Below are 26,676 nucleotides of genomic sequence, written 5' to 3' on the forward strand. Positions count from 1 at the left end.
CGCACGCCGACCCTCCTCGCGATTGGTCCGACTCTTAGCGGCCGAGGATGTCGTCGTAGAAGGCCATGGTCTTCACCGCAATGGATTCCCACGAGAAGTGGTCTTCCACGCGCTTACGCCCGGCCTTACCCATCTCCTTGGCGCGCTCCGGATCAGCGACCATGTCCGCCAGCGCCTGGCCCAGGTCCTTTTCGAACTTGTCCGGATAAAGCGGCGTGCCCGTGCCGTCCTGCTTCTGCTCGATCGGGACGAGAGTGCCCGTCACGCCGTGATCGATGCAGTCCGGGATGCCACCGGTGGCCGTGCCAACCACCGGCAGGCCCACCGCCATCGCCTCCAAGTTGACGATGCCGAGCGGCTCGTAAACGGAGGGGGTGACAAAGGTGGTCGAGCACGATTCGAGGGCCACGATCTTGTCATGCGGTAGGTGCTCGTCGATCCAGACCACGCCGGCGCGCGTCTTTTGCAGCTCCTCCACGAGCGCCCGGGTCTCTTCCAGGATCTCCGGGGTATCCGGGGCGCCGGCGCACAGGATCACCTGCACCTCCTCCGGCACGTAGCGCAGGGCGCGCAACAGGCCCGGCACGCCCTTCTGGCGCGTGATGCGGCCGACGAAGATGATCGTGGGCTGATCAGGATCCAGGCCGTAGGAGCGGAAGTACTCGCGGGCCTTGTCCCACTCCTCCTGCGTCTGCGGGGCCTTCCAGTCATCGAGGTCAATGCCGTTGTGGATCACCCGCACCTTGTCCGGATCCACGTTCGGGTAGGCGCGCAGGATGTCGTCACGCATGCCGTTGGAGACGGCCACGATGCCGTCAGCCGCCTCGTAGGCGGTCTTCTCGATCCAGGACGAGACCTCGTAGCCGCCACCGAGCTGCTCACGCTTCCAGGGGCGCAGCGGTTCGAGGGAGTGGGCTGAGATGACGTGCGGGATACCGTACATGAGCTTGGACAGGTGGCCGGCCATGTTGGCATACCACGTATGGGAGTGGACGAGGTCCGCCTCCCCCGTCTTGTCGGCGATCAGAAGATCCACTCCCAGCGTCTTGAGCGTGCCGTTCGCGTCGGCCAGCTCAACCACATTGGTGTACCCGTGGACGCCCTCCTCCTCGCGCGGGCCATCGAAAGCGTGGACGTGAACCTCTGCGTGTGCGCGAAGAACCTTCGCCAATTCGGTGACGTGTACGCCCGCTCCGCCATACACGTGAGGCGGGTATTCGCGAGTGAGCAGATCGACTCTCATCGGGTTTCCTTTCCTAAAGATGAACGCCTCTTTAAGCCTATCGTCAAAGCTTGGGCAATTCGTTAGAACGGACAAATTCGTCGGCCCAACCGGATATGGTTAGGAATATGAGATCAAATCCACGTGTACTTGCCATTGTCCTTGCGGGAGGCGAAGGAAAGCGCCTCATGCCGCTTACGCAGGATCGCGCTAAGCCGGCGGTCCCTTTCGGCGGCACGTACCGCCTCATCGATTTTTCGCTGTCCAACATCGTCAACTCGGGCTACCTGAAGATCGTGGTGTTGACGCAGTACAAGTCGCACTCGCTTGACCGCCACATTTCCAAGACGTGGCGCATGTCGAGCCTGCTGGGCAACTACGTCTCCCCGGTCCCGGCTCAGCAGCGCGTGTCGAAGGAGTGGTTCTCCGGCTCGGCGGACGCGATCTTCCAGTCGCTCAATATCCTCGACGACGAGCGGCCCGATTACGTCCTTATCACGGGCGCGGACAACATCTACCGCATGGACTTCTCCCAGATGGTCCGCCAGCATATCGACACGGGCGTGGGGATGACGATTTCCGGTATTCGCCAGCCGATTGAGATGTCCACGTCTTTCGGCGTGATCGATACCGATCCGAACAACTCGAAGATGGTCCGCCAGTTCCTTGAGAAGCCCGCTCAGGTGGACGGCCTGCCGGATTCCCCGAACGAGATCCTCGCATCGATGGGTAACTACGTCGTCACCGCTGACGCGCTTTACCAGGTGTTGCACGAGGACGCGGACAACCTCGAGTCCAAGCACGACATGGGCGGCGACATCGTGCCGAAGTTCGTGGAGAACGGCGACTGCGGCGTCTACGACTTCACGTTCAACGACGTGCCCGGCTCCACCGAACGCGATCGCAACTACTGGCGCGACGTCGGCACGATCGACATGTTCCACGAAGCGAACATGGACCTCATCTCGGTCAACCCGATCTTCAACCTGTACAACGACAAGTGGCCGCTCTACACCGGCTACACCGGCCTTCCGCCGGCCAAGTTCGTCTACGGTCACCGCGAACGCCTAGGCCACGCGCTCGATTCGATCATCGCCCCCGGCGTCATCATCTCCGGCGGCGAGGTCCTCGGCTCGGTGCTCTCCCCGCATGTGCGTGTGAATTCGTGGTCTTCGGTACGCGATTCGGTGCTGTTCGACGGCGTCAACGTTGGCCGCAACGCCACCGTGGTCGGCGCAATCCTGGACAAGTATGTCCAGGTGGACGAGGGCGCCCAGGTGGGTATCGATCACGAACACGACCGGGCTCGTGGCTTCCACATTTCCGACGGCGGAATCGTGGTGGTCCCGAAGGGCATGCGCGTCACGATGCACTAAGCACATCGGCAGAAAGTGGGGGTAGCCTCGGGCGCCCCCACTTCGCTGTTAGTGACATGGCGAGACGTAGATGTGGCGCGGCGACTAGCCTAGAGGCATGTTGCATCGTTTCTCGCTCGTGGCCCCGCACCCCATCCCGGCATCGTTGTGCCATCATGTGCGGCTGGCGATTGAGGATGTGACCTCCGATTACGACGCGCGGCCGGTCGCCACAGTTGGCCTGCACGCCCACACCTGGCTCTTTGACGGCCCAGACGAGGACGCCCCGGGTAGCTACGGTTCGCGCTACGCTTCCCGTGCCGAGTTCTACGACGAGCTGCGCGGCCCGGCGATCGCGCTTGCGATCGATTCGGCGCTCATCGCCGGCCCGATGGCGAAGGCCGGCCCGGCGGCGATCGTCACTGATGTTGACTCCACGTTCATTACCACCGAGGTCATTGAGATGCTGGCGGCCCATGCCGGCGCCGAGGAGGAGGTCCGGGCGGTGACTGAGGCCGCGATGCGCGGTGAACTCGACTTTGCCGAGTCCCTGGCCCACCGGGTGGCCAAGCTCGCCGGCGTGAGCGAGGGGGTTTTCGGCCACGTGCTGGCCGAGGTGCAGCTGACCCCGGGCGCGCAGAGGCTCGTCAGGGCCGTCCACGCCCGCGGGGGCAGGTTCGGCCTGGTCTCGGGCGGCTTTACCGAGGTGGTCGGTCCGCTCGCGGAGCGCGAGGGGATCGACCGCTTCGTCGCGAACGGCCTCGAGGTCGAATCCGGCGCTCTCACTGGGCGCACCTACGGCCCGGTCATCGACAGCGCCGCCAAGGTCGCCGCGATCGAGGGCTGGGATCGCGAGTGGGGCATCGAACAGGATATGGTGCTGTGTGCCGGGGACGGCGCGAACGACCTGCCGATGATGCGACGCGCGGGGCTCGGCGTGGCCTTCCAGGGCAAGCCGATCGTGCGCGAGCAGGCCGACTGCGCGGTCAGCTTCCCGCGCCTGGATGCGATCGCGGCCCTCGTGGGGTGGGACATCGATGCCTAGTCCCATGTGTCCATTGCGTTTCGGGGAGCCGTGCACCCTGTGCCAGCTCTACGTGACGGGCCCGGAGGATTGCCAGACCGTCAAGCTCGTCATGGAGGATCCGGAGCTGCGCGCGGAGTGGGCGGCGCGCCGGGCCGAATACAACCGCGCCAAGCGGGGAGGCTCGACACAACCCCGGAACGTGGACCCACCCAGACCCATATAGCAATCGGCAACCGGTATATTCCAGAAAACTGTCGCGCCGCGACCCGCCCTACCTCGGTACCGATCTGCCCAGCGTTTAGCTATTGCCGCAGGACACTGGAGACTCTCTGCGGCATGACACAACGGACAGCCCAGCGCCGATCGCAGCCCCGAGGTTGAAGATCCACAGGAATCCCGTGGGCGCCAAGGCCATGATGCTAAAACCGACGACCATTGCCCACGGCGCGCTCTTGATCCACCCTGCACATACTGTGATCGCGCCGGCAACAGCCGCGATAACGAACGGGTAGAGTTCGGTGGTTCCGCCCTGGTAAATAAATGCGACGTACGTGCCGTAGGCAACACCGCCGAGCCCGAAGAGGAAGGCGATTGCGAGAGCGACGTTGAGTTTCATAGTATCGCCCTTCACCACGTACTAGAACTACTGGTCTTTGATGCCGTCGCCATATGCGTGCCGGGACAAGCGCGGCTTTGCCAAAATGATACCCAATGTGCCCCATTGAACTGAGAAGTGTGCGTATTGCGAAGTTCAATGGCCTGCCATCTTGAGGTGGCATTACACCAGAGCCAATCGGTATGGAACGTGCCCGAAGATCTACCGACCACAGTCGATGATGGCGTCCTATCCAGACGTGTAAGGGGCGGCTTGTTAGCGTGATTCCATGGCACACCGAATCATCTGTAGAGCCTGAATACCGCCCACGCTCGTGACGATGCATACGCCCGTCCCGTAGCTCTCAGGGCTACGCCTTGCGTTGCTACATCGGCGCCCGGATGAAGGCCTGCAGCGGGAGCGAACCAAGGGATAGCTCCTCCCACGCGTGACCGCCACCGAAGATCACCGCCCCCGCCGTCGGGAAGCCCGAAGCGAAGCCGGCCTCGCCCACCCGGTCCCACAGCTGGTAGGACACGGCGGACATGGTCGGCTCGTGCCCGACCACCATGACCACCCGCCCATTTGCCGCCACGCGTAGCAGCTCCACGACGTCGTCCCCGCCGGCCGAATACAGGCTCGGCTCCACGAAGCGTTCCTTGACGACCAGTCCGCCCGAGGTCAACGACTCGAGGGTCTGGAGGGTGCGGGCGGCATCGGAGACGAAGAGCTGGTCGACCTCACCCACGGCGCGGTCGATCGCTCCCCGACGAAGCCGGCCTGCCGGCGTCCGTGGTCGGTGAGCGGGCGGGCGTGATCGGGCGAGCCGTGTCCGGCCTTAGCGTGGCGCATGATGATGAGCATGGCTCCAGCCTAAGCCAAGGACATGAGGTCGATGTAGTCATCAGACCACAGGTCCTCATCCCCGTCGGGCAGGAGGAGCACGCGCTCGGGTTCGAGCGCGCTGACGGCGCCCTCGTCGTGGGTGACGAGCACGACCGCGCCCTCGTACTTGCGCAGCGCGTCGAGGATCTTCTCCCGGGAGGCCGGGTCGAGGTTATTGGTCGGCTCGTCGAGGAGCAAGACGTTGGCGCCGCTGGCCACGATCGTGGCGAGGGCCAGGCGCGTCTTCTCGCCGCCGGAGAGGACGCCGGCGGGCTTGTCGGCGTCGTCGCCGGAGAAGAGGAAGGAGCCGAGCACCGTGCGCACGTCCGTGTCCGTGAACTCGGTGGGCGCGGCGCGGCGCATGTTCTCGTACACGCTGGCGCCGGTGTCGATGAACTCGTGTTCTTGGGCGTAGTAGCCGAGCTTGAGGCCGTGGCCGTCCTGGACCTCGCCTGTGTCGGGTTGCTCGACCCGGGCGAGCAGGCGCAGCAGCGTGGTCTTGCCGGCGCCGTTGAGGCCGAGGATCACCACGCGCGAGCCGCGGTCGATCGCGAGGTCCACGCCCGCGAACACCTCGAGCGAGCCGTAGGACTTGCTCAGCCCCTCGCCGCGCAGCGGGGTCTTCCCGCACGGCGCTGGCGTGGGGAAGCGCAGGTTCGCCACCTTCTCCGCCGCGCGCTCGGCCTCCAGGCCCTCGAGCATGCGCTCGGCGCGCTTTTCCATGTTCTGCGCCGCCACGGCCTTCGTGGCCTTGTAGCGCATCTTGTCGGCCTGGGCCATGAGGGCCGCGGCCTTCTTCTGCGCGTTTTGCCGTTCACGACGCCGGCGCTTCTCGTCCGTCTCGCGCTGGAGCACATACTTGTCCCAGCCCATGTTGTAGATGTCGAGCGTGGAGCGGTTCGCGTCCAGGTACCACACCGTGTTCACCGTCTCCTGCAGCAGCTGGACGTGGTGGGAGACGATGACGTAGCCGCCACTATAGGCCTTGAGCCAGTCGCGCAGCCATAAGATGGAATCATGGTCGAGGTGGTTGGTCGGCTCGTCGAGCAGCAGGGTCTCGGCGTCGGAAAACAGCACGCGGGCGAGCTCGACGCGCCGGCGCTGGCCGCCCGAGAGGGTCTCGAGCGGCTGGTCGAGCACGCGGTCGGGAAGCCCGAGGGCGGCGGTGATGCGGGCGGCCTCCGAGTTGGTGGCCCATCCCCCGGCGGCGGTGAACTCCGCGTCCAGGCGCACGTAGCGTTCCATCGCCTTTTGCTGCTTGGGGCCGGTGAGGGTGGACATCTCGCGCTCGGCACGGTTGATCCGGGCGATCATCTTCTCAATCCCGCGCACCGACAGGATCCGTTCGCGCGCGATCTGCGTAAGGTCCCCCTCGCGGGTGTCCTGGGGCAGGTAGCCGACCTTGCCGCGCCGGTGGATCGCTCCCCCGCGTTCGACGACGTCGGAACTCGCCTCCTCGCCAGCCAGCAGGCGCAGCAGCGTGGTCTTTCCGGCGCCATTTCGCCCCACCAGCCCGATCCGCTTGCCGCGGTCGACGTTGAGGGAGACCTCGTTGAGGAGGACGCGCTCGCCGATGCGCATGTGAACGTTGAGTCCCTGAATCATTACCCCAGTCTAACGGGAGCGGGCTTGCGCGCCCGAGTCAGTACTTGTCGGATGGGCAGGATAGACTCGTGGCAAAGAACACGAAAGGGGCCTGGCATGACCTTCAATGACAACGCTCAGCTCAACACGTCCGGGGTGAGCAGGGGCCGACGCGGCGCCGCAGTTGGCGGAATCGGAGGCTTTGGCCTGGTGGGAGTGGTCATCTACTTCCTCCTCACCGGCACCCTGCCCGATTTCGGCCAGTCCTACCAGGCACCCGTCCAGAGCGAAGACACGTCGGCAAGCCTGGAGCAGATGTGCCAAACGGGCGCAGACGCCAACAAGTACGTGGAGTGCCGCATGGTGGGCGGGAAGAACTCCATCGACGACTTCTGGGGCCGCCAGACCCCCGAGGAGCTGGGTATCCGCTACCGCCCGGCCTCGCTCAACCTCTTCTCCGGCCAGGTCTCCACCGCGTGCGGCGCGGGATCATCGCAAACCGGGCCCTTCTACTGCCCGGGCGATCAGACGATCTACATCGACGTCACGTTCTTCGACCAGCTCGAAAGCCTTGGCGCGGACAACGCCCCGCTGGCCCAGCTTTACATCCTTGCCCACGAATACGGCCACCACATGCAGCTGCTGACGGGCGACTTGAACAAGATCGATCATCGCTCCAGTGGCGAGGACTCCTCTATGGTCCGCTCCGAGCTGCAGGCCGACTGCCTGGCGGGCGCCTGGATCCACAACGCCGCCACCACCACCGATGCCAACGGCAATACGTTCATGAAGCAGCCCACCCAGGAGGAGTTGCGTGCCGCGCTGAACGCCGCCCAGGCCGTGGGCGATGACCGGATCTACGAAAACGCGGGCCTGCAGGCCAACCCGGACAACTTCTCCCACGGCTCTGCCGAGAAGCGCATGGAGTGGCTCACCCGCGGTATCAACGGGGGCACATACGAAACGTGCGACACCTGGAGCGTCGCACATCCGTAAAGCGTCTACTTGACGATCGAGATCCCGGTCGCCTCGGCGGCCTCTTCGAGTGAGCCAAGGTTGACCACGTCGGTGAATCCTTGCTCCTCCATGTGGGCCTTGGCCTGCCCGGCGCGGTTGCCCGAGCGGCAGTAGAGCAGGTACTGCTCGTCCTTATCGAGCTCCGCGATCCCCGACGCGAATTCCCCGGAATTCCAATCGAGGTGGAGGGCGCCATCCAGGTGGCCGGCGTCGTACTCCTCGAGGGTGCGTACGTCGATCACCACGGCGTCGCCCGAAAACTCCTCCGAGGTGATCGGCGAATTGGACGAGCAGGCGCTCAGGCTCAACATGAGAGCGGCAAGAGCCGCGACGCGTCTCATACGTTGAAGCCTAGGGCTCGCAGCTGGTCGCGCCCGTCGTCGGTGATGCGCTCCGGGCCCCACGGCGGGAGCCACACCCAGTTGATCCGGAGGTCATCCACGAGCCCGGCCACCGCCTGGCGCGCCTGCTCCTCAATGACGTCAGTGAGCGGGCATGCGGCTGAGGTAAGGGTCATGTCCGCGATCGCGGTGTTGCCATCGAGCGTGACGCCGTACAGCAGGCCGAGGTCAACAATGTTGATGCCCAATTCGGGGTCGATGACGTCGCGTAACGCTTCTTCGATGTCTGCGACGTTCGGTGGTGTCTGAGTCACTGCCATCTCCTATTCTTGGCCCTACTCGAGGGCCTGGTCCGTTGCGTCGCGCAATGCCATCCATCCCAGCAGCGCGCATTTGATTCGCATGGGGAACTTGGACACGCCTTGGAAGGCCGAGGCGTCCTCGAGCAGGTCGGCGTCCTCGTCCGAGATCGCCCCGCCCTGCTGGTCCATCATGTGGCGGAAGGTGTGGTAGAGCAGGTCGAATTCCTCCACCGTCTTGCCGTCCACGAGCTCGGCCATGATCGAGATTGACGCCTGCGAGATCGAGCACCCGTGCCCGTCCCAGGCCAGGGCGATCTTGCCGTCCTCGATGTTGACCTGCATGGTGACCTGGTCGCCACACGTGGGGTTGACCTGGAAGGATTCCCCCGCCGGGTCGGTCAGGCTCCCTTCGCCGTGGCGTTCGCGCGCGGCGTCGAGAATGATCTCCTGGTACATCTGTTCGAGTTCGTTCATCGCCTCAATCCTTTAGTCCAAAGAACGAGCGTACACCGGAAAGTACCTCGAGGAACACGTCGACTTCTTCCGCCGTGTTGTAGGGCCCGAACGACGCGCGGCTGGAAGCGTGAACTCCGAAGTGGGCGTGGACGGGCTGGGCGCAGTGGTGGCCCACCCGGATCGCGATGCCCTTCGAGTCGAGCACCTGGCCGACGTCGTGCGGGTGGACGCCGTCGACGTCGAAGCTGACGATACCGAGCCGGTCGCCGGCGTCGGTGGGGCCAAGCACGCGCACGCCCGGGATCTTCGCCATCCCCTCGAGCGCGCGGGCCGTGAGGGCGGCCTCGTGCTCCTCGACCCTGTCCATCCCGATATTCATGAGGTAGTCGGCGGCCACTCCCATGCCCACGGCCTGCGCAACCGGCTGCGTGCCAGCCTCGAAGCGCGCCGGCGGCATCGCGAACGTGGTCTTGTCCATGGTCACGATCTCCACCATCGACCCGCCCGTGAGGAACGGCGGGAGTGCCTCGAGCAGCTCCTTACGCCCGTAGAGCGCGCCGATGCCGGTGGGGCCGAGCATCTTGTGCCCGGAAAAGACGGCGAAGTCCACATCGAGTGCGTGGAAGTCCACCGGCATGTGCGGCACCGACTGGCACGCGTCCATGACGACGACCGCGCCCACGCCCCGCGCCAGCTCCACGATCCGCGCCACGGGCGCGACGACGCCGGTCACGTTGGCCACGTGGGCGTAGGCAACTACCTTCGTGCGCTCATCGACGATCCCGTCGGCAATCCCGCGGTCGACGTCGATCCGCCCGTCCTCCGTCAGCTCGAACCAGCGCAGTTCGGCACCGGTGCGCAGGCACAGCTCCTGCCACGGGATGAGGTTGGCGTGGTGCTCGGCGCGGGTGATGACGATGTTGTCGCCCTCCCGCAGCGTCATCCGCTCCTGAGCCCGACGCAGCTTCTCCGCGTGCTTGCGCCCGCCGCGAATCACGGACTCCCCGCGCCCGCGCGAGATGTCGTCGAACGCGTAGGCAACGAGGTTGAGGGCCTCGGTGGAGTTTTTCGTCCACACGATCTCATCCGTATCGGCGCCGACAAAGCGCGCCACCGACGCGCGGGCCCCTTCGTAGGCCTCCGTGGACTCGGCGGCCAGCTGGTGGGATCCGCGCTTGACCGCGCCGTTGTGGTGCAGCTCCTGGCGGTCGACGGCGTCGATCACCACCTGCGGCTTTTGCGACGTGGCGCCAGAATCAAGATAAACGAGGGCCTCCCCGCCCTGCATACGACGTTGCAGGACGGGGAAATCCTCTCGCGGAGCAACAGAGTGCATTACTTCTCGAAACGCTCGTAACCCTCGGCCTCAAGCTGATCGGCGAGCTCGGGGCCGCCCGAGAGCGCCACGCGGCCGTCCACGAACACGTGCACGTGATCGGGCTTGATGTAGCGCAGGATGCGGGTGTAGTGGGTGATGAGCATGATGCCGTTGCCGTTGGTGGCATGGACACGGTTGACGCCCTCGGACACGAGGCGCAGCGCGTCGATGTCGAGGCCCGAGTCGGTCTCGTCCAGGACGGCGAACTTCGGCTTGAGCATCTCCATCTGGAGAACCTCAAGGCGCTTCTTCTCACCGCCCGAGAAGCCGACATTGACGTCGCGGCCGGCCCACTCCTTCTCCACCTTGAAGTTCACCATCGCCTCATCCAGCTCCTTGACCCACTGGCGCAGCTTGGGGGCCTCGCCGTCGATCGCGGTCTTGGCCGAACGCAGGAAGTTCGTGACGGTCACGCCCGGCACCTCCACCGGGTACTGCATGGCGAGGAACAGGCCAGCCTTGGCGCGCTCGTCGGCGGTGAGCTCAACGATGTTCTCCCCATCGAGGAGGATCTCGCCCTCGGTGATGGTGTAGCTCGGGTGGCCCGCGATCGCGTAGGCGAGCGTAGACTTGCCCGAACCGTTCGGGCCCATGATGGCGTGGATCGCGCCGTGCTCGATCGTCAGGTCAACGCCCTTGAGGATCGGCTTGGGGCCCTCGGCGGTCTCAACGGACACGTGCAGGTTCTTAATTTCGAGAGTAGACACGAGTTTTCTTCTTTTCTCTTGAGGATCAATAGTTACAGCGTGAGGAGGACGCTTTCGCCGTCCACCCGCACCGGATAGGTCTGGATCGGCACGGTGGCCGGTGGGGAGAGCGGCTCGCCAGTTTCCACACTGAAAGCCGCGCCATGACGGGTGCATTCGATTTCGTCATCGAAGACCTCGCCCAGGGAGAGCTTGAAACGCCCGTGCGAGCACTGATCATCCATGGCGAACCAGCGCCCGGCCTCCGTGTGGATCACCGCGATGTCCTTGCCATCCATGGTGAATCCCTCCACGGTTCCGGGTGCCACATCCGACACGGAGCAGATTGGCCGTTCGCTCATTCGGCAAGCTCCAGCACGATGTCGAGTTCCTTCTCAATGGACTCCATGAGCTTGGACTGCACCGACTCCACGCCGATCTGGTTGATGAGCTCGGCGAAGAAACCGCGCACTACCAGCCGGCGCGCCTGATCCTCCGGGATGCCGCGCGAGCGCAGGTAGAACAGCTGCTCATCGTCGAAGCGGCCGGTGGCAGAAGCGTGGCCGGCGCCCTCGATCTCGCCCGTCTCGATCTCCAGGTTCGGCACGGAGTCGGCGCGCGCGCCCTCGGTAAGGACCAGGTTGCGGTTGAGCTCATAGGTGTCCGTGCCCTCGGCGTTGGGCTGGATCAGCACGTCGCCGATCCACACCGAGTGCGCGTCATCGCCCTGCAGCGCGCCCTTGTAGGTGGCGTTCGACTTGCAGTTGGGCTGGTTGTGGTCCACGAGCAGGCGGTTTTCGATGTGCTGGCCGGCGTCCACGAAGTAGGCGCCCAGCAGGTTGACCTCGCCGTTTTCGCCCCCGAAGTCCACCGACGTGGTGGTGCGCACCAGGTCGCCGCCGAGCGAAACCACGATGTGCTTGAGGTTGCCATCCCGGGCCACGTGGGCGCGGTTGGAGGAGGTGTGGACGGCGTCGTCGTCCCAATCCTGGATCGTGACGAAGGTCAGGTGCGCGCCGGACTCGACGTCGATCTCGATACCTTCGGCGAGCCGCGCCGAGCCGACGTGGTTGACCACAACAGTGGCCTCGGAAAACGGCTGGGCATCGATGAGCAAGTGGAGGGCCGACACGTCCTTCAAACCGGAGCCGTTGATGGTCACCACGACCTCGCGCTCCAGCTTCGTGTCCTTCGGAAGGGTGAGGACGTAGGCATCTTTCGAGCTGTTCCAGGCGAGGGCGGCCACGCGGTCCTCCGGGGGCATGATGCGGCCGAGGCGGTCGTCGTCGTGCGTCACCTTCTCCAGCAACGACGGCTCGGAGGCACTGATGGCCGGGAGCTCGCCGGAGACCTCGTCGGCGAAGAAGTCCTCCATGCGCTCGAGCGGGGTGAAGCGCCACTCCTCCTCCGTGCCCTGCGGGACCGGGAAGTCCCCCAGGTTAAAGGAGAGCAAACGCTCCGCTCGAGACGCTGCGGGTTGAATGGTAGTCATCAGCCAACGGATCCTTCCATCTGAAGAGCAATAAGGCGGTTAAGTTCGAGCGCGTATTCCATCGGGAGTTCGCGGGCGATCGGCTCGACGAAGCCGCGCACGATCATCGCCATCGCCTCTGTCTCCTCGATTCCGCGGCTCATAAGGTAGAACAGCTGATCGGCCGACACCTTCGACACGGTGGCCTCGTGGCCCATCTCCACGTCGTCGGTACGCACGTCCACGTACGGGTAGGTGTCCGAACGCGAGATCTGGTCGACCAGCAGCGCGTCACAGAGCACGTTCGACTTCGAGTGGCGCGCGTTCTCGTTAACCTGGACCAGGCCGCGGTAGGAGGAGCGCCCGCCGCTGCGCGCCACGGACTTCGACACGATCGAACTGTGCGTATTCGGTGCGTTGTGCACCATCTTCGAACCGGTGTCCTGGTGCTGGCCCTCGCCGGCGAACGCGATCGAGAGGGTCTCGCCGCGCGCCTGCTCGCCCATGAGGTAGACAGCCGGGTATTTCATCGTCACCTTCGAACCGATGTTGCCATCGATCCACTCCATGGTGCCGCCCTCCTCGACCATCGCGCGCTTCGTGACGAGGTTGTAGACGTTGTTCGACCAGTTCTGGATGGTCGTGTAGCGCACGCGCGCGTCCTTCTTGACGAAGATTTCAACGACGGCGGAGTGCAGCGAGTCCGACTTGTAGATCGGGGCGGTACACCCCTCCACGTAGTGGACCGAGGAGCCCTCGTCGGCGATGATGAGCGTGCGCTCGAACTGGCCCATGTTCTCCGTGTTGATGCGGAAGTAGGCCTGGAGCGGGATCTCAACGTGGACTCCCTTGGGGACGTAAACGAACGAGCCGCCCGACCACACGGCCGAGTTGAGGGAGGCGAACTTGTTATCGCCCAGCGGGATCGCGGTGCCGAAGTATTCTTCGAAGATCTCCGGGTATTCCCTCAAGCCCGTGTCGGTGTCCAGGAAGATGACGCCCTGCTCTTCGAGGTCCTCGCGGATCTTGTGGTAGACCACCTCGGACTCGTACTGGGCGGCGACGCCGGCCACCAGGCGCTGCTTCTCAGCCTCCGGGATGCCCAGGCGGTCGTAGGTGCGCTTGATGTCCTCCGGGAGGTCCTCCCAGGTGGTGGCGGTCTTCTCCGTGGAGCGCACGAAGTACTTGATCTGGTCGAAATCGATGCCGGTCAGGTCGGCACCCCAGGTGGGCATGGGCCGACGCTCGAACATCTTCAGCGCACGCAGGCGCTTGTTCAGCATCCATTCCGGCTCGTTCTTCAGCGCGGAAATGTTGCGCACGACATCTTCGTTCAGGCCGCGCTGAGCGGACTCAGCTGCCGGATCCTTGTCATGCCACCCGTACTGGTAATTGCCAATGGAGGCAATCGTTTCTTCCTGGGTCAAACCCTCGTTTGTACCCGGTGCGGTTTGGGTCATCAGTTTCCTTCCGAGACGCCGCCGTGGGGCGGTGTAGTTGTTGCGCGTTCCGTAGAGCGCGACGATCGCGAACGAGTTCGCAAATTCTTGGGTAGCCCGAGCGGGATATTCGTGGTGCACACGTGCCCGCCCGCGGCGATGGTGGACAGTCGTTGAATCGGGACGTCGAGGAGGCGCGCGAAGGCCTCGGTTTCTGCCTCGCACAAGAGCGGGTAGTCCTCGGCGCTCTCGTGGATTGGGCAGTGGCCCTGGCAGATCTGGATGGCCAGCGCGTTCGGCCCGCCGCGGCGCAGGGTGGCCACGTACCCGTCGCGGTTGAGGGCGTCAGTGAGCGCGGCAGCGCGGACAGCTGGGGTGGTGCCGGCGGCGTCGAGGATCGGCCCGTAGCGCTTGACGAGCGATTCGGCGCGCGCCTGAATGAAGGCCTCCAGGCCCTCTTCGCCCATGGCGTTGCGGACGAACTCGAGCGCGTTACCTGCCAGGTCGGAATATCCCTGGCCAAGCTGGCTCTGACCCTCGGCGGTTGCGACGTACTTGCGCGACGGGCGGCCGCGCCGGGCGTGAGCGCGCACCGGGGCGTCGTATTCTTCGATGAAGCGGTCCTCCACGAGCACTCCGATGTGGCGACGCACGGCCGCGGGGGTGAGGACGAGGATCTTGGCAAGTTCCCCGGCGGTAATCGGCCCGCGTTCGACGATCAGACGCAGAATCTGCCCGTACGTTCCTTGGTCATTCACTCGCTTCACCTCCTTGCGCCATTAAGAAACATGATCGTTGCTTTAATGTGAAATCTCAAGTCGACCCGCGGGCAGCGACACCGTACATATTCACATTCGCAGTGCGCGAAGAAGGCGCCAAGTAGCCGCCCTCATGCGAGAGCGGGCGCGCGCCTCGGGGCGTCGGAGCGCTAGTTCGTCAGCGGGAGGCGAACCTCGTCGTCGGCCTTGAGACCGCGGCTGAGGGAGACGTTCGCGGCGAGTATGCCCGCCACCAGGCTGGGGCTGGACAGCTCCTGGCGTAGCACGGCGTTCGTGACCGCATTCAGCCCGAACCACTCGACCACGATCTCGGCCTCCTCCTCTCGTCGCGTAAAGGACGGCGAGGGCCGGTGGGTGAGGTCGAAGGCGAGGAACACCCCCAGGTCCTCATCCGACACCCCGGGCGAGGTGACGAAGTTGATCACGCGGTACCAGGAGGTGGCCACGTAATCCGTCTCCTCCTGCAGCTCGCGGGCGGCCGTCAGCACCTCGGCCTCCCCCTCCGCATCCCGCAGGCCCGCGGGGATTTCCCACATGATACGCCGCGGCGCGTGGCGGTACTGGCGAATGAGGAGCACGTCCCAGTCCTCCCCCGGCGACTCCGAGGGGCGTAGCGCGACAATCGCCACGGCGTCGTCGTGATTCATCCACTGCCGGCGCGCCCGGTCGCCGGCCGCGAACTCGATCTCGTCGTCAAAGATGGTGAAAATCGGGCCGCGGAAGCGCTCCACACGGTCGGTGAGGCGGACGTGGCCCGGGGCGGGAATATCGCGCAGTTCAGGTTTCACTCTTCCAGCCTAGCGCGTGAGACTGGCGAGCGCCTGGCGGTCGGTGGCGTACAGGGCCGCGGCGGAGGCTCCAATGATCACGACGCCGCCCGCGCACGCCGCGCCCAGCGCCGCAGGTATCGAGCTGCTCCCGGCGAGGACCCAATCGACGAGTGCCCAGGCACCCGCTCCTGCGAGGGCCACGACCGGGGCGAGGAGCAGGGAGCGGGCAATCCCGGCGAGGGCCTGAGGGCCGAGCGAGGCCCGGATCATGGCGAGCACCGCCACGCCGCCGACCGTCAGCCCCACTGACATGGCGATCCCGATCCCGGTGAGCATTCCCGTGCGTCCGCCCATCCCGGCCGCGTGCATGATCGCGAGGCAGACCACCACGGCGCCCCAGCCCACCGAGTTGGCGAGGATGACACGGCGCGCCTCTCCACGCGCGTAGAGCACCCGAACGCCGTGGTAGAGCAGCGAAAAGCCGATGAGGCCCACGGCCATCGACCGCATGGCGGCATCGAGCCCTGCGATGTCGCGCCCCACCTCGAGCACGATCTTCGCCGGCCGCGCAAGCACGATGAGAAGGGCCGCGCAGACGATCCCCATGGCGAGCACCAAGCGCGTGGACTGGGCCACCAGCCGCTGCAGCTGATCCCCCATCGCGGCCGAGATCCGGGGGAAGGTGACGGTGGCGATGGGAACGGCCAGCACGGCATAAGGCACCATGAAGATGGCGTAGGCGTAGTTGAAGGCGGCGTACGTGCCCGAATCACCCGAGTGGTTGGCGCTGAGCATGATCGCGATGATGGCGATCTGCTGGGCGGCGAGCGCCCCGAGGCCGGCCGCCCCGAGGCGCAGAGTCTCGCGTCCCACACCCGACGGGAACGTGAAGGTTGGCCGCAGGCGCACGTACCGCCCTGCCACCGCGAGCTGGGGCAGGGAGAAAAGCACCACCCCGAGCGTCGTCCCCCAGGCCAGCAGGGCGACGTCGGCGCCCGTGAGCTCCCCGGGGTCGGCGAAGGCCGGCACCCGGGTGGCGTAGAGCAGGAACATCGCGGTAACCGACAGCGAGGACAGGAGCGGGGAGAGCGCGGGCCAGAAAAAGCGGTCGTGGCTGTGGAGCACGCCCGTGGCCACCACCGACAGCCCGTAGAGCGGCACCTGGACGGCGAACACACGTAGCAAGAGCGCGGCCAGGTGCTGGGTGGCCGGGTCGGCCTGGGGCAGGAGCAGGGCGGTGAGCGGGCCAGCGAGGAGCGCCACGACGACCGCAACGCCCGTGCCCACGCTCAAAATCCACGTGGCGAGCGCGGAGGCGGTCTGCCCCACCAACCGCTTGTCCCCGCGCGTGACGAAGCGGGACAGGATGGGGATGACTGCGCCGGCCAGCGCGCCGCCGGCAGCCACTTCGAACAGCACGTTCGGCACGGTGTTTGCCGTGTCGTAGGCGGTGGCGATGGCGGAATCGGACAGGGCCCACGATTGGGAGAGCTTGCGCAGCAGGCCGAAGACGCGCGAGAAAAGCGTGAGGGCGGCCACCAGCCCGGCCGCCCCGGCAAGTGCCCGCCCCGAGCGCATCATGCCCGGCCCAGGTTATCGAACTCGCGTAGCACCGGCGTGTTCTCGATGACAGCCGAGAAGGAGACCTTTTCCGAGGCCGCGGTCAGCGCGATGAGCCCGGCAACGGCCGCGCACTTGCTCCGCATCGGCAGCGCGGTGAGTGCCACGCCGAGGTGCGCGCCGATCGCGTTGGCGCCCAGGTCACCGAGCATCTTCTTCCCCAGCAGGTCCTCACGGATGCCCGCCTGCGCGGCCCCAAGTGAGACCTGCGCCAACGGCGTGGCCGGAAGGGCGGCGCAGGCTGCAAGTGAGGCAACCTTGCGGGCGCGGCCCGGGCGCAAATCGAGCAGATTGATGAAGTTGGCACTGAGCGCGATGAGGGCGGCATCCAGCGCCTTCCCCCCCGAGTGCGTGCCCGTAAGGGCCCCCGCGCCCAGCGCGCCCGCGCCGATCGCCGCAATCTTCAGCAGGCCCGAAGTCAGCTTACCCTCTTTCAGCGCGCCCAGGTGCCCGTGAAAACCCTTGCCTTGGGCGGGAAAGCGATCCTCCAGATGGTCATCGATGTAGCCCGCGCCGGCCGCGGCGAGCGTGGCAACAAGCGTAGCTGTCGACTGCCGCGCACCCGCCCGCATCCCCGTCACGGGACAGGGCAGCGCGGCCACCAGCGTGCCCGCCAGCAGGCCGGCCGCCGTCTCCAGACCGCCCGTCAGCGACACCTTCCGTCCGGCGAAGTTCGTCCGCTCCCAGCCCGGCAGCCGCCTCGCCAGCCCGTGGCGCGCCACGACACTACCGGCTATCGCGCCGGCCACACCCATCATGCGTTATCGGCTTCGTCCGACTCCCCCGCATCAGCGGGCTCCTCGGCAGGCTGCGAATCCTCGCTCGGCTCTGCCGCGGGCTCCTCGGCAGGCTCAGCAGGTTCGGCAGGCGCCGCCTGGGCGGGGGCCTCCGTGCGAGCTCCCATGATCGCCTGGGCGCCCGCGTCGAGGCCAAGGTGGACCAGCTGGTCTCGAAGTTCGTTCGCCACCGCGATCGCCGCGTTGATCTGGCCGACCACGGTGTCAGGCGAGTCGATCGTCGACACCGGCGCCCCGGCCTCGCGCAACACCTTCACCACGTCCGTGTCCGAGTTCGCCGCGCCCGCCACTGCGGCAGGCCCGCGCGTGCCGAGCTCGGTGACGAGCGCGCTCAACGTCTGGGTGGTGTACTGCTGCTGGGCCACCGCGTCGGCGTCGGCGTCGGCGGGCATGTCGACGTCGGGCGCGAAGACGAGCACCGCGTCAGCGGCCTCCCCCAGGCCGTCAATCGCAAGCATCGGCGTGTCCGTGCCCGTCATGAGACCGGCCAACGTGTCGTGCTTGGCGGCCCCCTCGCGCACGAGCGCGTTGAGCGCCTGCGCAAGCACCAGGTTTGTATCGGCGTCGTCGGCCACGCCCGGCACGTAGGAGCGGATCTGGTCGGAGAAGGTGGAGCGGAACGACGTCGTCGACGCCGCCGTCCATGCCTCCGTCACACTCGCCTGGCCGGTCACCTTGGCGCCCGCGAGCTCAAGCTTGGCGCGCGCCGCGCTCACATCGGCCTCCACCACGCCCGGTAGTACGACGATCGCCACAGTGCGGCCCGTCAGCGTGCCCTCCACCAGGCTCGGCGCGATCTCATTGAATGCCTGGTCCTGGGAGTCGATGGCCTGGGCGAGGTCCGCGTTTTCCTGCTTGAGGTTCTCGTTCGTCACGCGCAGGTCAGCCACCTGGCCCTGCAGCACGTTGCCGATCGAGTTCTGCAACGGCCCTGCTCCCAGGATGATCCCGATCGCGAGGGCGAAGAAGACGGAGATGAGCGAAACTAAGTGATACCTAAAATCAACCACGATGAGACCCTAAAATAGATTCTTGATCCAGATGATCAGATCAGACCACCACACGTTACTCAGGTCGAACGCGATCCGCCCCAGCTCCGTGGCGGACACCGCCGCGACCACGCCGGCCACCCCGGCGATGATTAGCAACGCGATCTGCCAATTCGAGATGCGCGACCTGTAGAGCCGGCTCACGCCGCGCGCGTCAACCAGCTTCGAACCGACCTGAAGACGGGTCAGGAACGTCGAAGCCATGCCCCGCCTGCCCTTGTCCAGGAAGTCCATGAGATTCGAGTGCGTGCCCACGGCAACCAGCATGCTGGCGCCCTTGCCGTCGGCCAGCAGCATCGCGATATCCTCCGACGTGCCGGCCGCCGGGAAGATCACGTGCTCCACGCCCAGGTCCTCCACGCGCTTCTCCCCCGGCGCGTTCCCGTCGCGGTAGGCGTGCACCACGACCTCGGCGCCCGAGCGGATCGCCTCATCCGACACCGAATCCATGTCGCCAATCACCATATCGAGCTTGTATCCGGCCTCGAGCACGGCGTCGGCGCCGCCGTCCACGCCCACGATAATCGGGCGGTACTCGCGAATGTAGGGGCGCAGCGTGCGCAGGTCTTCCTTGTAATCGTGCCCGCGCACCACGATCAGCACGTGGCGCCCCTCAAACTGTGTGCGCACGGCCGGCATTCCCGCGCCGTCCAGGATGAGGCTCTGTTCCTTTTCCAGGTACTCCATCGTGTTGTTCGCGAACGCCTTGAGCTGCACGGTCATCCCAGCCCGGGCCGTGGTTTGGTTCGCGTCGATGGTCTCCTGGGTCTGCACGTCGCCGTGGCTGATAAGCGTGGTACCGCGGTAAACCTCACCCTCGGGCGTAATGCGTAGCGAGTGGCCCTCGTGGATGTCCATGATCCCCGAACCCAGGTTATCGATCACCCAGATGCCGGCGTCGTGCAAAATCTGCGGGCCCATGTTGGGGTAGCGGCCCGAGGTGGACTTGGCGGCGTTCAGCACCGCGGCCGGCTGCTTTTCCACCAGGCCCTCGGCGGCCACGCGATCGATATCCTCATGGTCGATCACCGCGATCTCGCCTGGGCGCAGGCGTTTGACTAGATTCTTCGTGCGCGAATCGACCCGGGCGACTCCCGTGAGCTCCCCCGTTGCGATCTCCTCGACACGACGACGCTTAAACATCATGCCTTCATCATGACACAACAGCACCCGAAATGAGCTCAGCCGCGTGCGTGCGCGCCACCTCCGATTCGGCGTGCCCGGACAGCATTCGCGCCAGTTCCGACACCCGCTCCTCGCCCTCGACCACCACGACGTCCGTGGAGGTCGTCACGCCCTCGCTCTTCTTCGCGACCACGACATGGTGGTTCGCGTACGCCGCCACCTGTGCCAGGTGGGTGACGGTAAGGACCTGGCTGGCACGTCCCACCTTCGCCAGGCGCTCACCCACCGAAAGCGCCGTCTTTCCGCCGATTCCAGCGTCCACCTCATCGAAGATGAAGGTGTGGTCGGGGCGCGGGTCGGCATTGAGGGTGACTTCGAGGGCAAGCATGATGCGCGAGACCTCGCCGCCCGAGGCGGCCACGCTGAGCGGCAGGTCCGGGGCTCCGCGGTGGGCGCGCAGGAGGAAGCTCACCGAATCGATGCCGTGGCGCGCCGGCTCCTCTCGCGGCTCAACCGCAACGCTAAATGTGGCGTCTTTCATGGCCAGATCGTGCAGCTCGGCCGTGACCATGGCCCCGAGTTTCTCGCCCGCGGTGCGGCGGGCGGCCCGGAGCTTGCGACCGGCGTCCATGAGCGTCTTGTGTGCCGCGCGCACCTGCTCCTCGAGCTGTACCAGGTGCTCCTCGGGCGCCGCGAGCTGGGCGAGCTTGGCGTCGGCCGCGCCGCGCTCGGCCAGGATCTCCTCGACCGTCATCCCGAGGTCACGCTGGAGGGAGCGCAGCTCGGCGCGCCGGGCGTGGATGGAGTCGAGCTCCTCCGGGTCGGCGTCCAGCCCCGACAGCTTCACGCCGAGCGCGTTCGTCACGTCCGAGGCCAGCAACGAGACCTCGCGCAGCTGATCCGATAGGGCGCCCAATTCAGCGTCGGCGTCGCGAACCTGCGCCAGCAGCTCGGCCGCGGCGTCGATCGCGCCGAGCGCCCCGGCGTCGTCGGAACCGGACAGCGCCGCGATCGAGCCCGCCATCGCCGAACGCAGGTCCTCAACGTTCTCGAGCACGAGCGCGCGGGCCTTGAGCTCGTCCTCCTCGCCGGCGCGCGGCTCGACGGCATCCACCCGCTTGACCAACGCCTCCAGCGCCAGCCGCTCGGCGGCCGCCTGGCGCATGTCCGCCTTGAAGTCCGCTAGCAGCTCCTCGCTCTCCCGCGAGGCCGCCCACGCCGTCTCGTAGCCTGCGCGGGCCGCGGCGAGCTTCTGCCCGCCGAACGCGTCGAGCGCGTGGCGCTGCTGGGCCTCCGAACGCAACTTGAGCTGGTCGGCCTGGCCGTGGACGGTGATGAGATGCTCGGCGATCTGCTCAAGCAGCTTGACCGGCACCGACTGCCCACCCGCATACGCGCGCGACCGTCCCTTCGCCGGCACGTGCCGCGCCAAGATCACGGCCGCCTCGTCGCCCTCGACGTCGACGACGCCACCCGCGTTTTCCACCAGCTCCACCACCGGCGAGTCGGCGCGGACCACGAAGGTGGCCTCGACGCTCGCAGCCGTGGCGCCCTGGCGCACCCGGTGAGGCTCGGCCTTGGCTCCCATGAGCAGGCCGAGCGAGGTCAGCGCCATGGTCTTGCCCGCGCCCGTCTCGCCCGTAATCGCGGTCATCCCGCGCGAAAGATCAACGTGGGCGGACTCGATGACGCCCAGATTCGAGATACGCAGTTCGTCGATCACGCCTCATCCTTTGGTCGGCGCCAGCCCTCAACCGGAAGGTGGAACTTGCGCACCAGCCGCCCGGAGAAGGGCGAATCGTTGAGGCGGGCGAGCCGCACGGGGTGGCCGCCCTTGACGGCCGTGATGAGCGAGCCCTCCGGCGCCTCGATGTTACGCCGCCCGTCAAACCACACCACGGCGTTATCGGAGCGGATGTAGACCTCGAGCGTCGACTCCTTCGACACCACCAGTGGCCGGGCGAAGAGCGCGTGGGCCGCGATCGGGGTGAGTAGGAGCGCCTCCACGTCCGGCCACACGATCGGGCCGCCGGCGGAGAAATTGTAGGCGGTGGAGCCCGTGGGCGTGGACAGGAGCACGGCGTCGGCCTTGAACGAGGACAGCCCGCGGCGGTCCACCCCGATGTCGGCCTCGATCATGCGCATGTGCGGGCCCTTCTCCACCGAGGCCTCGTTCAGCGCCCAGTCGGTCTTCGTGGAGCCGTCGGGGAAGGTGACCGTGACGTCGATCGTGAGGCGGGAGTCAACCGTCCACTTGCGCGCCACCACCGCCTGGACCACCAGGTCAAAGGCCTCCGGGTCCTCCTCCGCGAGGAAGCCGACGTGGCCAAAGTTGATGCCGAGGATCGGTGTCTCGTACGGGCGGGCCAGCTCGGCGGCCCGCAGGATCGTGCCGTCCCCGCCGATGACGAGCAGGAGGTCGGCGTCGGGAAGGCGATCCAGGTCCTCGTCCACCCAGAAAGAGTCGGCGCCCGCGGCGGCGAGCCGGTCACGCGCGACCCGCGCCTCGTGGCGCGCCTCGTCCCGGCGCTCGTGCGTGACGACTCCTACGCAAACACTCACTGGCCCTCCCAACGCGCGCCGGCCGGCCCCGAGGCCACCGCGTCCTCGATGGCCGCCTCGAGCCGATCACCCAGGTCGGTCCCACCGGCTTTCATGTGCAAGAAGTATTCTACATTCCCCGCCGGCCCGGGTAGCGGGGAGGGCGCCACCGCGCATACCGCCAAGCCCGACTCGCGCCCCGAGCGCGCCACATTGAGTACCGTTTCGACATGATGGGCCGGGTCGCGCACCACCCCGCCCGCGCCCAGGCGTTCCTTGCCGATCTCAAACTGCGGCTTGACCATGAGCAGGAAGTCCGCCGTATCACTCGCACAGCGGGCAAGCGCCGGAATGACCAGGGTGAGCGAAATGAACGACAGGTCCCCCACCACCAGGTCCGGCGCCGGCGCCACGTCCTCGGGTTGGAGCGTGCGCACGTTCGTCCGCTCCATCACCACGACGCGCGGATCCTCCCGCAGCCGCCACAGCAACTGGCCGTAGCCGACGTCGACAGCGAGCACCTCACTCGCCCCGCGGCGCAGTAGCACGTCAGTGAAACCGCCCGTCGAGGCGCCAGCATCCAGCGCACGCACCCCCTTCACCCGTGGCGCGTCCGCGCCCAGGTAGTCGAGCGCGCCGATGAGCTTGTAGGCACCGCGCGAGGCGTAATCGTCCCGCTCGCCCTCCTTGACCACGAGCGGCAACGCCGGGTCCATCTGTCGGGCCGGTTTCGTCACCTCCATCCCGTCGAGATACACCCTGCCGGCATGGATGAGGTCCGCCGCCTCCGAGCGCGAACGCGCCAGCTTGCGGCGGACCAACTCGGCGTCCACCCGAATGAGCTTGGCCATCTACGCCTGCGCCCGATTCAGCCGGATCGTCAGCTCCTGGTGAATCTTCTCCAGGTCCGCGATCTGCTCCTCGCGCTCCTTGCTAGGGAGCGCCTCGAGGGTTTGGGCCACGTTGATGCGCTGCGGCATCGGGGTACTCATCAGCGCACGACCTTCAGCTCCGGCAGCCACGCCAGCTCCTCGCGCGGCGTGCCCTCGTCGATCGCGTGCCACACGGCCGCCACCGCCGCCCGGTACTCGTCGAGCGTGACGGTGGCCGCGGCATCGGCGTCGTTGATCACCAGACGGCCGGCCTCCAGGCGCGCCCGTGCCCCGCGGCACACGAAGTCCTCGCCCTCGGCGACGACGGCCGGGGCCGGCTCGCTCAGGTCCGACATGTCGATCGCCAGGTAGGTGGGGCGCTCGGAGTCGATGGCGAGCATGATGTCGCGCGCCTGGCTCACGCCCGTAAGTACGTGCAAGGAGGGCAGGCCGCCCGCGTTCGCGCCCGCGATGTCGGTGTTGAGGCGATCGCCCACGCACAGCGGGTTGGCCGCCGCCGTCTCCTTCATCGCCAGGCGGTACATGTCCGGTGCGGGCTTGCCCGAGCTCAACGGCTGGACCCCGGTGGCATGGATGACCGCCGCCACCATCGACCCACACCCCAGGTACTGCCCGCGCTCAAGCGGCAACGTCGCATCTAGGTTGGTGGCCACGTACAGCGCGCCGGCCCGGATCGCCAGCGCGGCCTCGGACAGCTCACGCCACGACAGGTCCTTCGACAGGCCCTGGATCACCGCGTCGGGCTGATCGTCGGCCGACTCCACCACCTGCAGGTCCGTGCGCTCCAGCTCGTAGAAGAGGCCCTCAGTGCCGAGCGGCAGCACCTTCGAACCGGGCGCCACGTGCTCGAGCAGCTGGGCGACGCCCGTGCGTGAGCTCGTGTAGATCTCCTCGTCTGCCGCCTCGATCCCCACGGCCTCAAGCTTCTTCGAGACCGACGGTGGGGATGCCATCGAGTTGTTCGTAATGAACGCCTGGCCCACGCCCTTGGCACGCGCCTGCGCGAGGCTCGCCGCCGCGTTCTCTACCGGGAGCGTGCCACGGTAGCACACCCCGTCCAGGTCGAGGAACAGGTAGTCGAATGCGTCAATCAGCGGCTTGTCAGTATTTCCCAGACTCATGCGTCCTCCTCATTCAGATCCAATTCCTGGTCCTCCTCGAGCGCGACGTCAAGGGCGTCACCGAAAAGGTCGTCCTGGACGAACTCTTCGTCCGCTTCTGCCTCCGCTTCGGCTTCTTCCGCGGGCGCCTCAGGCTCAACGACGTCGGCCTCAACAGGTGCGAGCTCAGGATCGACCAGCTCATCGCGCACGACCTCGTCGGCGTTATCCTCCAGCTCGTCGGCTAGCTCCTGGGCGAGTTCCTCCTCAAGCTCGGCCTCGAAGTCGGTCGCATCGTTAACCTCGACGGCCTCTGAGAGCTCCGAGTCCTCATCGGCCTCAGGATCCTCCACATCGGCGGACTCAGCCTCATTGGAGGAATCCGAGGTGGTGTCAGCTCCGGCGACGGGCTCGACATCGTCAAGCACGTCGTCGAGGTCAACCATGATGTCGCCACCCTCGCCCTCGTAAATCGGCGCCCAGGTGGCGCGCAGCTCCTCGGCCTCGTCCGCGCGGCCGAGCTCCTCAAGGCGGTCGGCCTTGATCAGCTGGACGCGCGCGGCAAGCTCCTCCGGCAGATTCTCCACGATGATTTTCTCCAGGACGGACAGGCCGCCCTCAGAGTTTCCGGTCTCCGCACGCGCGCCGGACGTCACCAGTGCCAACTCGATCTGTCCCTCCGCCTTAAGTCGCTGCAGCGGGATGCCCTCGATGAAGCGCAGCGCCTTCTCGGGCCGGCCCAGGCCACGCTCGGAATCGGCCTCAAGGGGAACGTGCGTGTAATCGTCGCTCATGCGACGGTAGGTGCGTAGCTCGCGCAGCGCTTCCGAGTAGCGCCCTGTAGCGTAGGCCGTAAGGCCGAGTGCCTCGCGCACAACATCGATGCGAGCCGCGCTCTTGTAGGCGGCACGTGCGTGCTCATAGGCGATCTCTGGGTCGATATCAAGCATCTCGCCGGCGTAAACCAGGTGGCGGGCAACGCGCTCGGCGTTGTCCTTGTTGAGCGAGCGTAGCTGCTTGCGTGCACCGGCATCGAGCGCGTCCGCCGTGATGGATTCAGGGATCTCAAGCCTGTCCTGCTCGACATTGCGGCGGACCTGCTCCTGATTGCCAGCCTCGTCGAAACGCTTCTCACGGCGCTCGTCTCGTTCACGATTCCAGTTGCCGTGCCGGCGGCCGTCGCGATCCCAGGACCCACGGCGGTCATTGCGATCGTTCCGGTCACGATTCCAATTACCCCGTCGATCATCACGGCGGTCATTGCGATCCCGACTCCAATTACCATCACGACGGTCGTTACGGTCTCGGTTCCATTTGCCACGATCATCACGCCGATCATCACGGTAGGAAGGACGACGATCCTTACGGCGCTCGGAGCGCTCATTGCGATCCCAGGAACCCCAACGATCATTGCGGTCGGCATTGCGGCTCCAGTTGCCACGTTTGCTACCGCGGTCATCTCGGTCCCAGTTACGACGCTCGCTGCGGTCGCGGTTCCAGTTACCCTCGCGGCGGTCGTTACGGTCGCGATTCCAATTACCACGATCATCGCGCCGCCCCTGGCGGTCGTCGCGATCCCACGAACCACGCCGATCATTGCGATCATTACGGTCGCGGTTCCACGAGCCCTGACGGTCACGATCCGACCTAAAGCCTTGCCGACCTCCGGAACGCTTCGAGGCCGAGTTCCACCCAGAGGAACGGCGCTCGCCACGCTGGGAGTTGTCGGAGTTATCGTATTGAGACATAGATTCCTCACGGTTTAAGTTTTCAAACAACAGCATTCAACGCTTCTAGCCTACCGGAGATAGCGCCTGCGAATCCGATCGATCGCTGTAAGACGCATGACACCGGCTGCACGGTAGATCAGACGCTCGGCGGGTGCGGCAGCGTACACGGCGCCGCTTCGGACGGTCAAGCTTGAGTCCTCCGCCGCGCCGTGACGACCACCAGAAGCATCCTGCCCAGCGCAAACCACTTCGCGATACAACTCGTGACTCTGGCACCTGCCAGACCCGATTAGAAAAAGGTAGCCCGATATACTCACGAGTTGCGTCGGGCTCGGGGTATGAAAAAGGAGAGGGGGCCTGGCCAATTATGACCAGACCCCCTCCCCTATCAAGTTTGGTGACGGCGGTGTCCTACTCTCCCACACCCTCTCAAGTGCAGTACCATCGGCGCTGGTAGGCTTAGCTTCCGGGTTCGGAATGGGACCGGGCGTTACCCTACCGCTATTGCCACCGT

General features: G+C 66.1%; 28 protein-coding genes and 1 rRNA gene. 4 read left to right on the forward strand and 25 right to left on the reverse strand.

Annotated elements, in window-relative coordinates; genetic code table 11:
- Positions 1-34 precede the first annotated feature (34 nt).
- Positions 35-1,243, reverse strand: a complete 1,209-nt coding sequence (glgA, locus tag AQZ59_RS01925) for a glycogen synthase (RefSeq protein ID WP_062612627.1) — start codon at positions 1,241-1,243, stop codon at positions 35-37.
- Between the two features lie 107 nt (positions 1,244-1,350).
- Between glgA and glgC the strand changes: the two genes are divergently transcribed.
- The 3 genes from glgC (at position 1,351) to AQZ59_RS09045 (ending at position 3,827) form a co-directional block, all read left to right on the forward strand.
- On the forward strand, positions 1,351-2,598 hold the full coding sequence (gene glgC, locus AQZ59_RS01930; protein WP_062612629.1) for a glucose-1-phosphate adenylyltransferase: 1,248 nt from the start codon (positions 1,351-1,353) through the stop codon (positions 2,596-2,598).
- A 97-nt stretch (positions 2,599-2,695) separates the two neighbouring features.
- Positions 2,696-3,622 carry a phosphoserine phosphatase SerB gene (gene serB / locus AQZ59_RS01935; RefSeq protein WP_236698634.1) on the forward strand — a complete coding sequence of 309 codons (927 nt, stop codon included), beginning with the start codon at positions 2,696-2,698 and terminating at the stop codon, positions 3,620-3,622.
- A 4-nt stretch (positions 3,623-3,626) separates the two neighbouring features.
- The gene (locus AQZ59_RS09045) at positions 3,627-3,827 is read left to right on the forward strand and encodes a DUF6767 domain-containing protein (protein ID WP_101923495.1); all 201 of its coding nucleotides are present in this window, start codon (positions 3,627-3,629) and stop codon (positions 3,825-3,827) included.
- 75 nt (positions 3,828-3,902) lie between these two features.
- Here AQZ59_RS09045 and AQZ59_RS01940 read toward each other — a convergent pair whose 3' ends face one another.
- The 3 genes from AQZ59_RS01940 to AQZ59_RS01950 all read right to left on the reverse strand — a co-directional run bounded on the left by AQZ59_RS01940 (position 3,903) and on the right by AQZ59_RS01950 (position 6,689).
- Positions 3,903-4,220 (reverse strand): hypothetical protein, encoded by a 318-nt coding sequence (locus tag AQZ59_RS01940; RefSeq protein WP_062612632.1) that lies wholly within the window; start codon positions 4,218-4,220, stop codon positions 3,903-3,905.
- A gap of 364 nt (positions 4,221-4,584) precedes the next feature.
- A complete protein-coding gene (locus AQZ59_RS01945) occupies positions 4,585-4,947 on the reverse strand; it encodes a SixA phosphatase family protein (RefSeq protein WP_062612634.1) in 363 nt (120 codons plus the stop codon).
- A 125-nt stretch (positions 4,948-5,072) separates the two neighbouring features.
- The gene (locus AQZ59_RS01950; protein WP_062612637.1) at positions 5,073-6,689 is read right to left on the reverse strand and encodes an ABC-F family ATP-binding cassette domain-containing protein; all 1,617 of its coding nucleotides are present in this window, start codon (positions 6,687-6,689) and stop codon (positions 5,073-5,075) included.
- A 96-nt stretch (positions 6,690-6,785) separates the two neighbouring features.
- Between AQZ59_RS01950 and ypfJ the strand changes: the two genes are divergently transcribed.
- A complete protein-coding gene (gene ypfJ, locus AQZ59_RS01955; protein WP_062612639.1) occupies positions 6,786-7,664 on the forward strand; it encodes a KPN_02809 family neutral zinc metallopeptidase in 879 nt (292 codons plus the stop codon).
- A gap of 5 nt (positions 7,665-7,669) precedes the next feature.
- On the opposite strand, the gene AQZ59_RS01960 is transcribed toward ypfJ, so the two are convergent.
- From AQZ59_RS01960 to rrf, 21 genes are all read right to left on the reverse strand, one after another.
- Positions 7,670-8,026, reverse strand: a complete 357-nt coding sequence (locus AQZ59_RS01960; RefSeq protein WP_062612641.1) for a rhodanese-like domain-containing protein — start codon at positions 8,024-8,026, stop codon at positions 7,670-7,672.
- Complete coding sequence (locus AQZ59_RS01965; protein WP_062612643.1) at positions 8,023-8,346, reverse strand: metal-sulfur cluster assembly factor; 324 nt, start codon at positions 8,344-8,346, stop codon at positions 8,023-8,025. Before AQZ59_RS01965 ends, AQZ59_RS01960 begins: the two co-directional genes overlap by 4 nt.
- Positions 8,347-8,361: 15 nt before the next feature.
- Positions 8,362-8,802, reverse strand: coding sequence for a Fe-S cluster assembly sulfur transfer protein SufU (gene sufU / locus AQZ59_RS01970; protein ID WP_062612645.1), 441 nt, complete (start codon positions 8,800-8,802; stop codon positions 8,362-8,364).
- A 4-nt stretch (positions 8,803-8,806) separates the two neighbouring features.
- The gene (locus tag AQZ59_RS01975) at positions 8,807-10,120 is read right to left on the reverse strand and encodes a cysteine desulfurase (RefSeq protein ID WP_062612647.1); all 1,314 of its coding nucleotides are present in this window, start codon (positions 10,118-10,120) and stop codon (positions 8,807-8,809) included.
- Positions 10,120-10,869, reverse strand: a complete 750-nt coding sequence (gene sufC, locus AQZ59_RS01980) for a Fe-S cluster assembly ATPase SufC (protein ID WP_062612649.1) — start codon at positions 10,867-10,869, stop codon at positions 10,120-10,122. The genes AQZ59_RS01975 and sufC overlap by 1 nt, the downstream gene beginning before the upstream one ends.
- Positions 10,870-10,901: 32 nt before the next feature.
- Positions 10,902-11,210 carry a Rieske (2Fe-2S) protein gene (locus AQZ59_RS01985; RefSeq protein WP_062612650.1) on the reverse strand — a complete coding sequence of 103 codons (309 nt, stop codon included), beginning with the start codon at positions 11,208-11,210 and terminating at the stop codon, positions 10,902-10,904.
- Positions 11,207-12,340, reverse strand: coding sequence for a Fe-S cluster assembly protein SufD (gene sufD, locus AQZ59_RS01990; RefSeq protein WP_062612652.1), 1,134 nt, complete (start codon positions 12,338-12,340; stop codon positions 11,207-11,209). The genes AQZ59_RS01985 and sufD overlap by 4 nt, the downstream gene beginning before the upstream one ends.
- Positions 12,340-13,779, reverse strand: a complete 1,440-nt coding sequence (gene sufB, locus AQZ59_RS01995) for a Fe-S cluster assembly protein SufB (protein WP_062612654.1) — start codon at positions 13,777-13,779, stop codon at positions 12,340-12,342. Before sufB ends, sufD begins: the two co-directional genes overlap by 1 nt.
- Positions 13,779-14,516 carry a helix-turn-helix transcriptional regulator gene (locus AQZ59_RS02000; protein WP_236698635.1) on the reverse strand — a complete coding sequence of 246 codons (738 nt, stop codon included), beginning with the start codon at positions 14,514-14,516 and terminating at the stop codon, positions 13,779-13,781. The genes sufB and AQZ59_RS02000 overlap by 1 nt, the downstream gene beginning before the upstream one ends.
- 170 nt (positions 14,517-14,686) lie before the next feature.
- On the reverse strand, positions 14,687-15,325 hold the full coding sequence (locus AQZ59_RS02005) for an NUDIX domain-containing protein (RefSeq protein WP_062612658.1): 639 nt from the start codon (positions 15,323-15,325) through the stop codon (positions 14,687-14,689).
- A gap of 9 nt (positions 15,326-15,334) precedes the next feature.
- On the reverse strand, positions 15,335-16,888 hold the full coding sequence (gene murJ / locus AQZ59_RS02010) for a murein biosynthesis integral membrane protein MurJ (protein WP_070808033.1): 1,554 nt from the start codon (positions 16,886-16,888) through the stop codon (positions 15,335-15,337).
- Positions 16,885-17,685 (reverse strand): hypothetical protein, encoded by an 801-nt coding sequence (locus AQZ59_RS02015; RefSeq protein ID WP_062612660.1) that lies wholly within the window; start codon positions 17,683-17,685, stop codon positions 16,885-16,887. Before AQZ59_RS02015 ends, murJ begins: the two co-directional genes overlap by 4 nt.
- Positions 17,682-18,734, reverse strand: a complete 1,053-nt coding sequence (locus AQZ59_RS02020; RefSeq protein ID WP_062612662.1) for a copper transporter — start codon at positions 18,732-18,734, stop codon at positions 17,682-17,684. Before AQZ59_RS02020 ends, AQZ59_RS02015 begins: the two co-directional genes overlap by 4 nt.
- 9 nt (positions 18,735-18,743) lie before the next feature.
- On the reverse strand, positions 18,744-19,919 hold the full coding sequence (gene steA, locus AQZ59_RS02025) for a putative cytokinetic ring protein SteA (RefSeq protein ID WP_062612664.1): 1,176 nt from the start codon (positions 19,917-19,919) through the stop codon (positions 18,744-18,746).
- Between the two features lie 7 nt (positions 19,920-19,926).
- Positions 19,927-21,621: a DNA repair protein RecN gene (recN, locus tag AQZ59_RS02030; RefSeq protein ID WP_062612666.1), complete on the reverse strand. Its 1,695-nt coding sequence runs from the start codon at positions 21,619-21,621 to the stop codon at positions 19,927-19,929.
- A complete protein-coding gene (locus tag AQZ59_RS02035) occupies positions 21,618-22,460 on the reverse strand; it encodes an NAD kinase (protein WP_062612668.1) in 843 nt (280 codons plus the stop codon). Before AQZ59_RS02035 ends, recN begins: the two co-directional genes overlap by 4 nt.
- A complete protein-coding gene (locus AQZ59_RS02040; protein ID WP_062612670.1) occupies positions 22,457-23,290 on the reverse strand; it encodes a TlyA family RNA methyltransferase in 834 nt (277 codons plus the stop codon). The genes AQZ59_RS02035 and AQZ59_RS02040 overlap by 4 nt, the downstream gene beginning before the upstream one ends.
- Positions 23,291-23,431 carry a hypothetical protein gene (locus AQZ59_RS09540; protein WP_160326857.1) on the reverse strand — a complete coding sequence of 47 codons (141 nt, stop codon included), beginning with the start codon at positions 23,429-23,431 and terminating at the stop codon, positions 23,291-23,293. It abuts the gene before it with no gap.
- Positions 23,431-24,453, reverse strand: a complete 1,023-nt coding sequence (locus AQZ59_RS02045; protein ID WP_062612671.1) for an HAD-IIA family hydrolase — start codon at positions 24,451-24,453, stop codon at positions 23,431-23,433. The genes AQZ59_RS09540 and AQZ59_RS02045 overlap by 1 nt, the downstream gene beginning before the upstream one ends.
- Entirely contained in the window at positions 24,450-26,180 is a 1,731-nt protein-coding gene (locus AQZ59_RS09670) for a tetratricopeptide repeat protein (RefSeq protein ID WP_201783127.1), read from the reverse strand. The genes AQZ59_RS02045 and AQZ59_RS09670 overlap by 4 nt, the downstream gene beginning before the upstream one ends.
- A gap of 380 nt (positions 26,181-26,560) precedes the next feature.
- Positions 26,561-26,676 (reverse strand): 5S ribosomal RNA (gene rrf / locus AQZ59_RS02055).

The sequence above is a fragment of the Trueperella bernardiae genome, assembly GCF_001469025.1.
Classification (GTDB): domain Bacteria; phylum Actinomycetota; class Actinomycetes; order Actinomycetales; family Actinomycetaceae; genus Trueperella; species Trueperella bernardiae.

Coding starts and splice junctions, on each gene's coding strand:
- glgA (WP_062612627.1), bottom strand. CDS start 1,243: ATGAGAGTCGATCTGCTCACTCGCGAATACCCGCCTCACGTGTATGGC.
- glgC (WP_062612629.1), top strand. CDS start 1,351: ATGAGATCAAATCCACGTGTACTTGCCATTGTCCTTGCGGGAGGCGAA.
- serB (WP_236698634.1), top strand. CDS start 2,696: ATGTTGCATCGTTTCTCGCTCGTGGCCCCGCACCCCATCCCGGCATCG.
- AQZ59_RS09045 (WP_101923495.1), top strand. CDS start 3,627: ATGTGTCCATTGCGTTTCGGGGAGCCGTGCACCCTGTGCCAGCTCTAC.
- AQZ59_RS01940 (WP_062612632.1), bottom strand. CDS start 4,220: ATGAAACTCAACGTCGCTCTCGCAATCGCCTTCCTCTTCGGGCTCGGC.
- AQZ59_RS01950 (WP_062612637.1), bottom strand. CDS start 6,689: ATGATTCAGGGACTCAACGTTCACATGCGCATCGGCGAGCGCGTCCTC.
- ypfJ (WP_062612639.1), top strand. CDS start 6,786: ATGACCTTCAATGACAACGCTCAGCTCAACACGTCCGGGGTGAGCAGG.
- AQZ59_RS01960 (WP_062612641.1), bottom strand. CDS start 8,026: ATGAGACGCGTCGCGGCTCTTGCCGCTCTCATGTTGAGCCTGAGCGCC.
- AQZ59_RS01965 (WP_062612643.1), bottom strand. CDS start 8,346: ATGGCAGTGACTCAGACACCACCGAACGTCGCAGACATCGAAGAAGCG.
- sufU (WP_062612645.1), bottom strand. CDS start 8,802: ATGAACGAACTCGAACAGATGTACCAGGAGATCATTCTCGACGCCGCG.
- AQZ59_RS01975 (WP_062612647.1), bottom strand. CDS start 10,120: ATGCACTCTGTTGCTCCGCGAGAGGATTTCCCCGTCCTGCAACGTCGT.
- AQZ59_RS01985 (WP_062612650.1), bottom strand. CDS start 11,210: ATGAGCGAACGGCCAATCTGCTCCGTGTCGGATGTGGCACCCGGAACC.
- sufD (WP_062612652.1), bottom strand. CDS start 12,340: ATGACTACCATTCAACCCGCAGCGTCTCGAGCGGAGCGTTTGCTCTCC.
- sufB (WP_062612654.1), bottom strand. CDS start 13,779: ATGACCCAAACCGCACCGGGTACAAACGAGGGTTTGACCCAGGAAGAA.
- murJ (WP_070808033.1), bottom strand. CDS start 16,888: ATGATGCGCTCGGGGCGGGCACTTGCCGGGGCGGCCGGGCTGGTGGCC.
- AQZ59_RS02015 (WP_062612660.1), bottom strand. CDS start 17,685: ATGATGGGTGTGGCCGGCGCGATAGCCGGTAGTGTCGTGGCGCGCCAC.
- steA (WP_062612664.1), bottom strand. CDS start 19,919: ATGATGTTTAAGCGTCGTCGTGTCGAGGAGATCGCAACGGGGGAGCTC.
- AQZ59_RS02040 (WP_062612670.1), bottom strand. CDS start 23,290: ATGGCCAAGCTCATTCGGGTGGACGCCGAGTTGGTCCGCCGCAAGCTG.
- AQZ59_RS09540 (WP_160326857.1), bottom strand. CDS start 23,431: ATGAGTACCCCGATGCCGCAGCGCATCAACGTGGCCCAAACCCTCGAG.
- AQZ59_RS02045 (WP_062612671.1), bottom strand. CDS start 24,453: ATGAGTCTGGGAAATACTGACAAGCCGCTGATTGACGCATTCGACTAC.
- AQZ59_RS09670 (WP_201783127.1), bottom strand. CDS start 26,180: ATGTCTCAATACGATAACTCCGACAACTCCCAGCGTGGCGAGCGCCGT.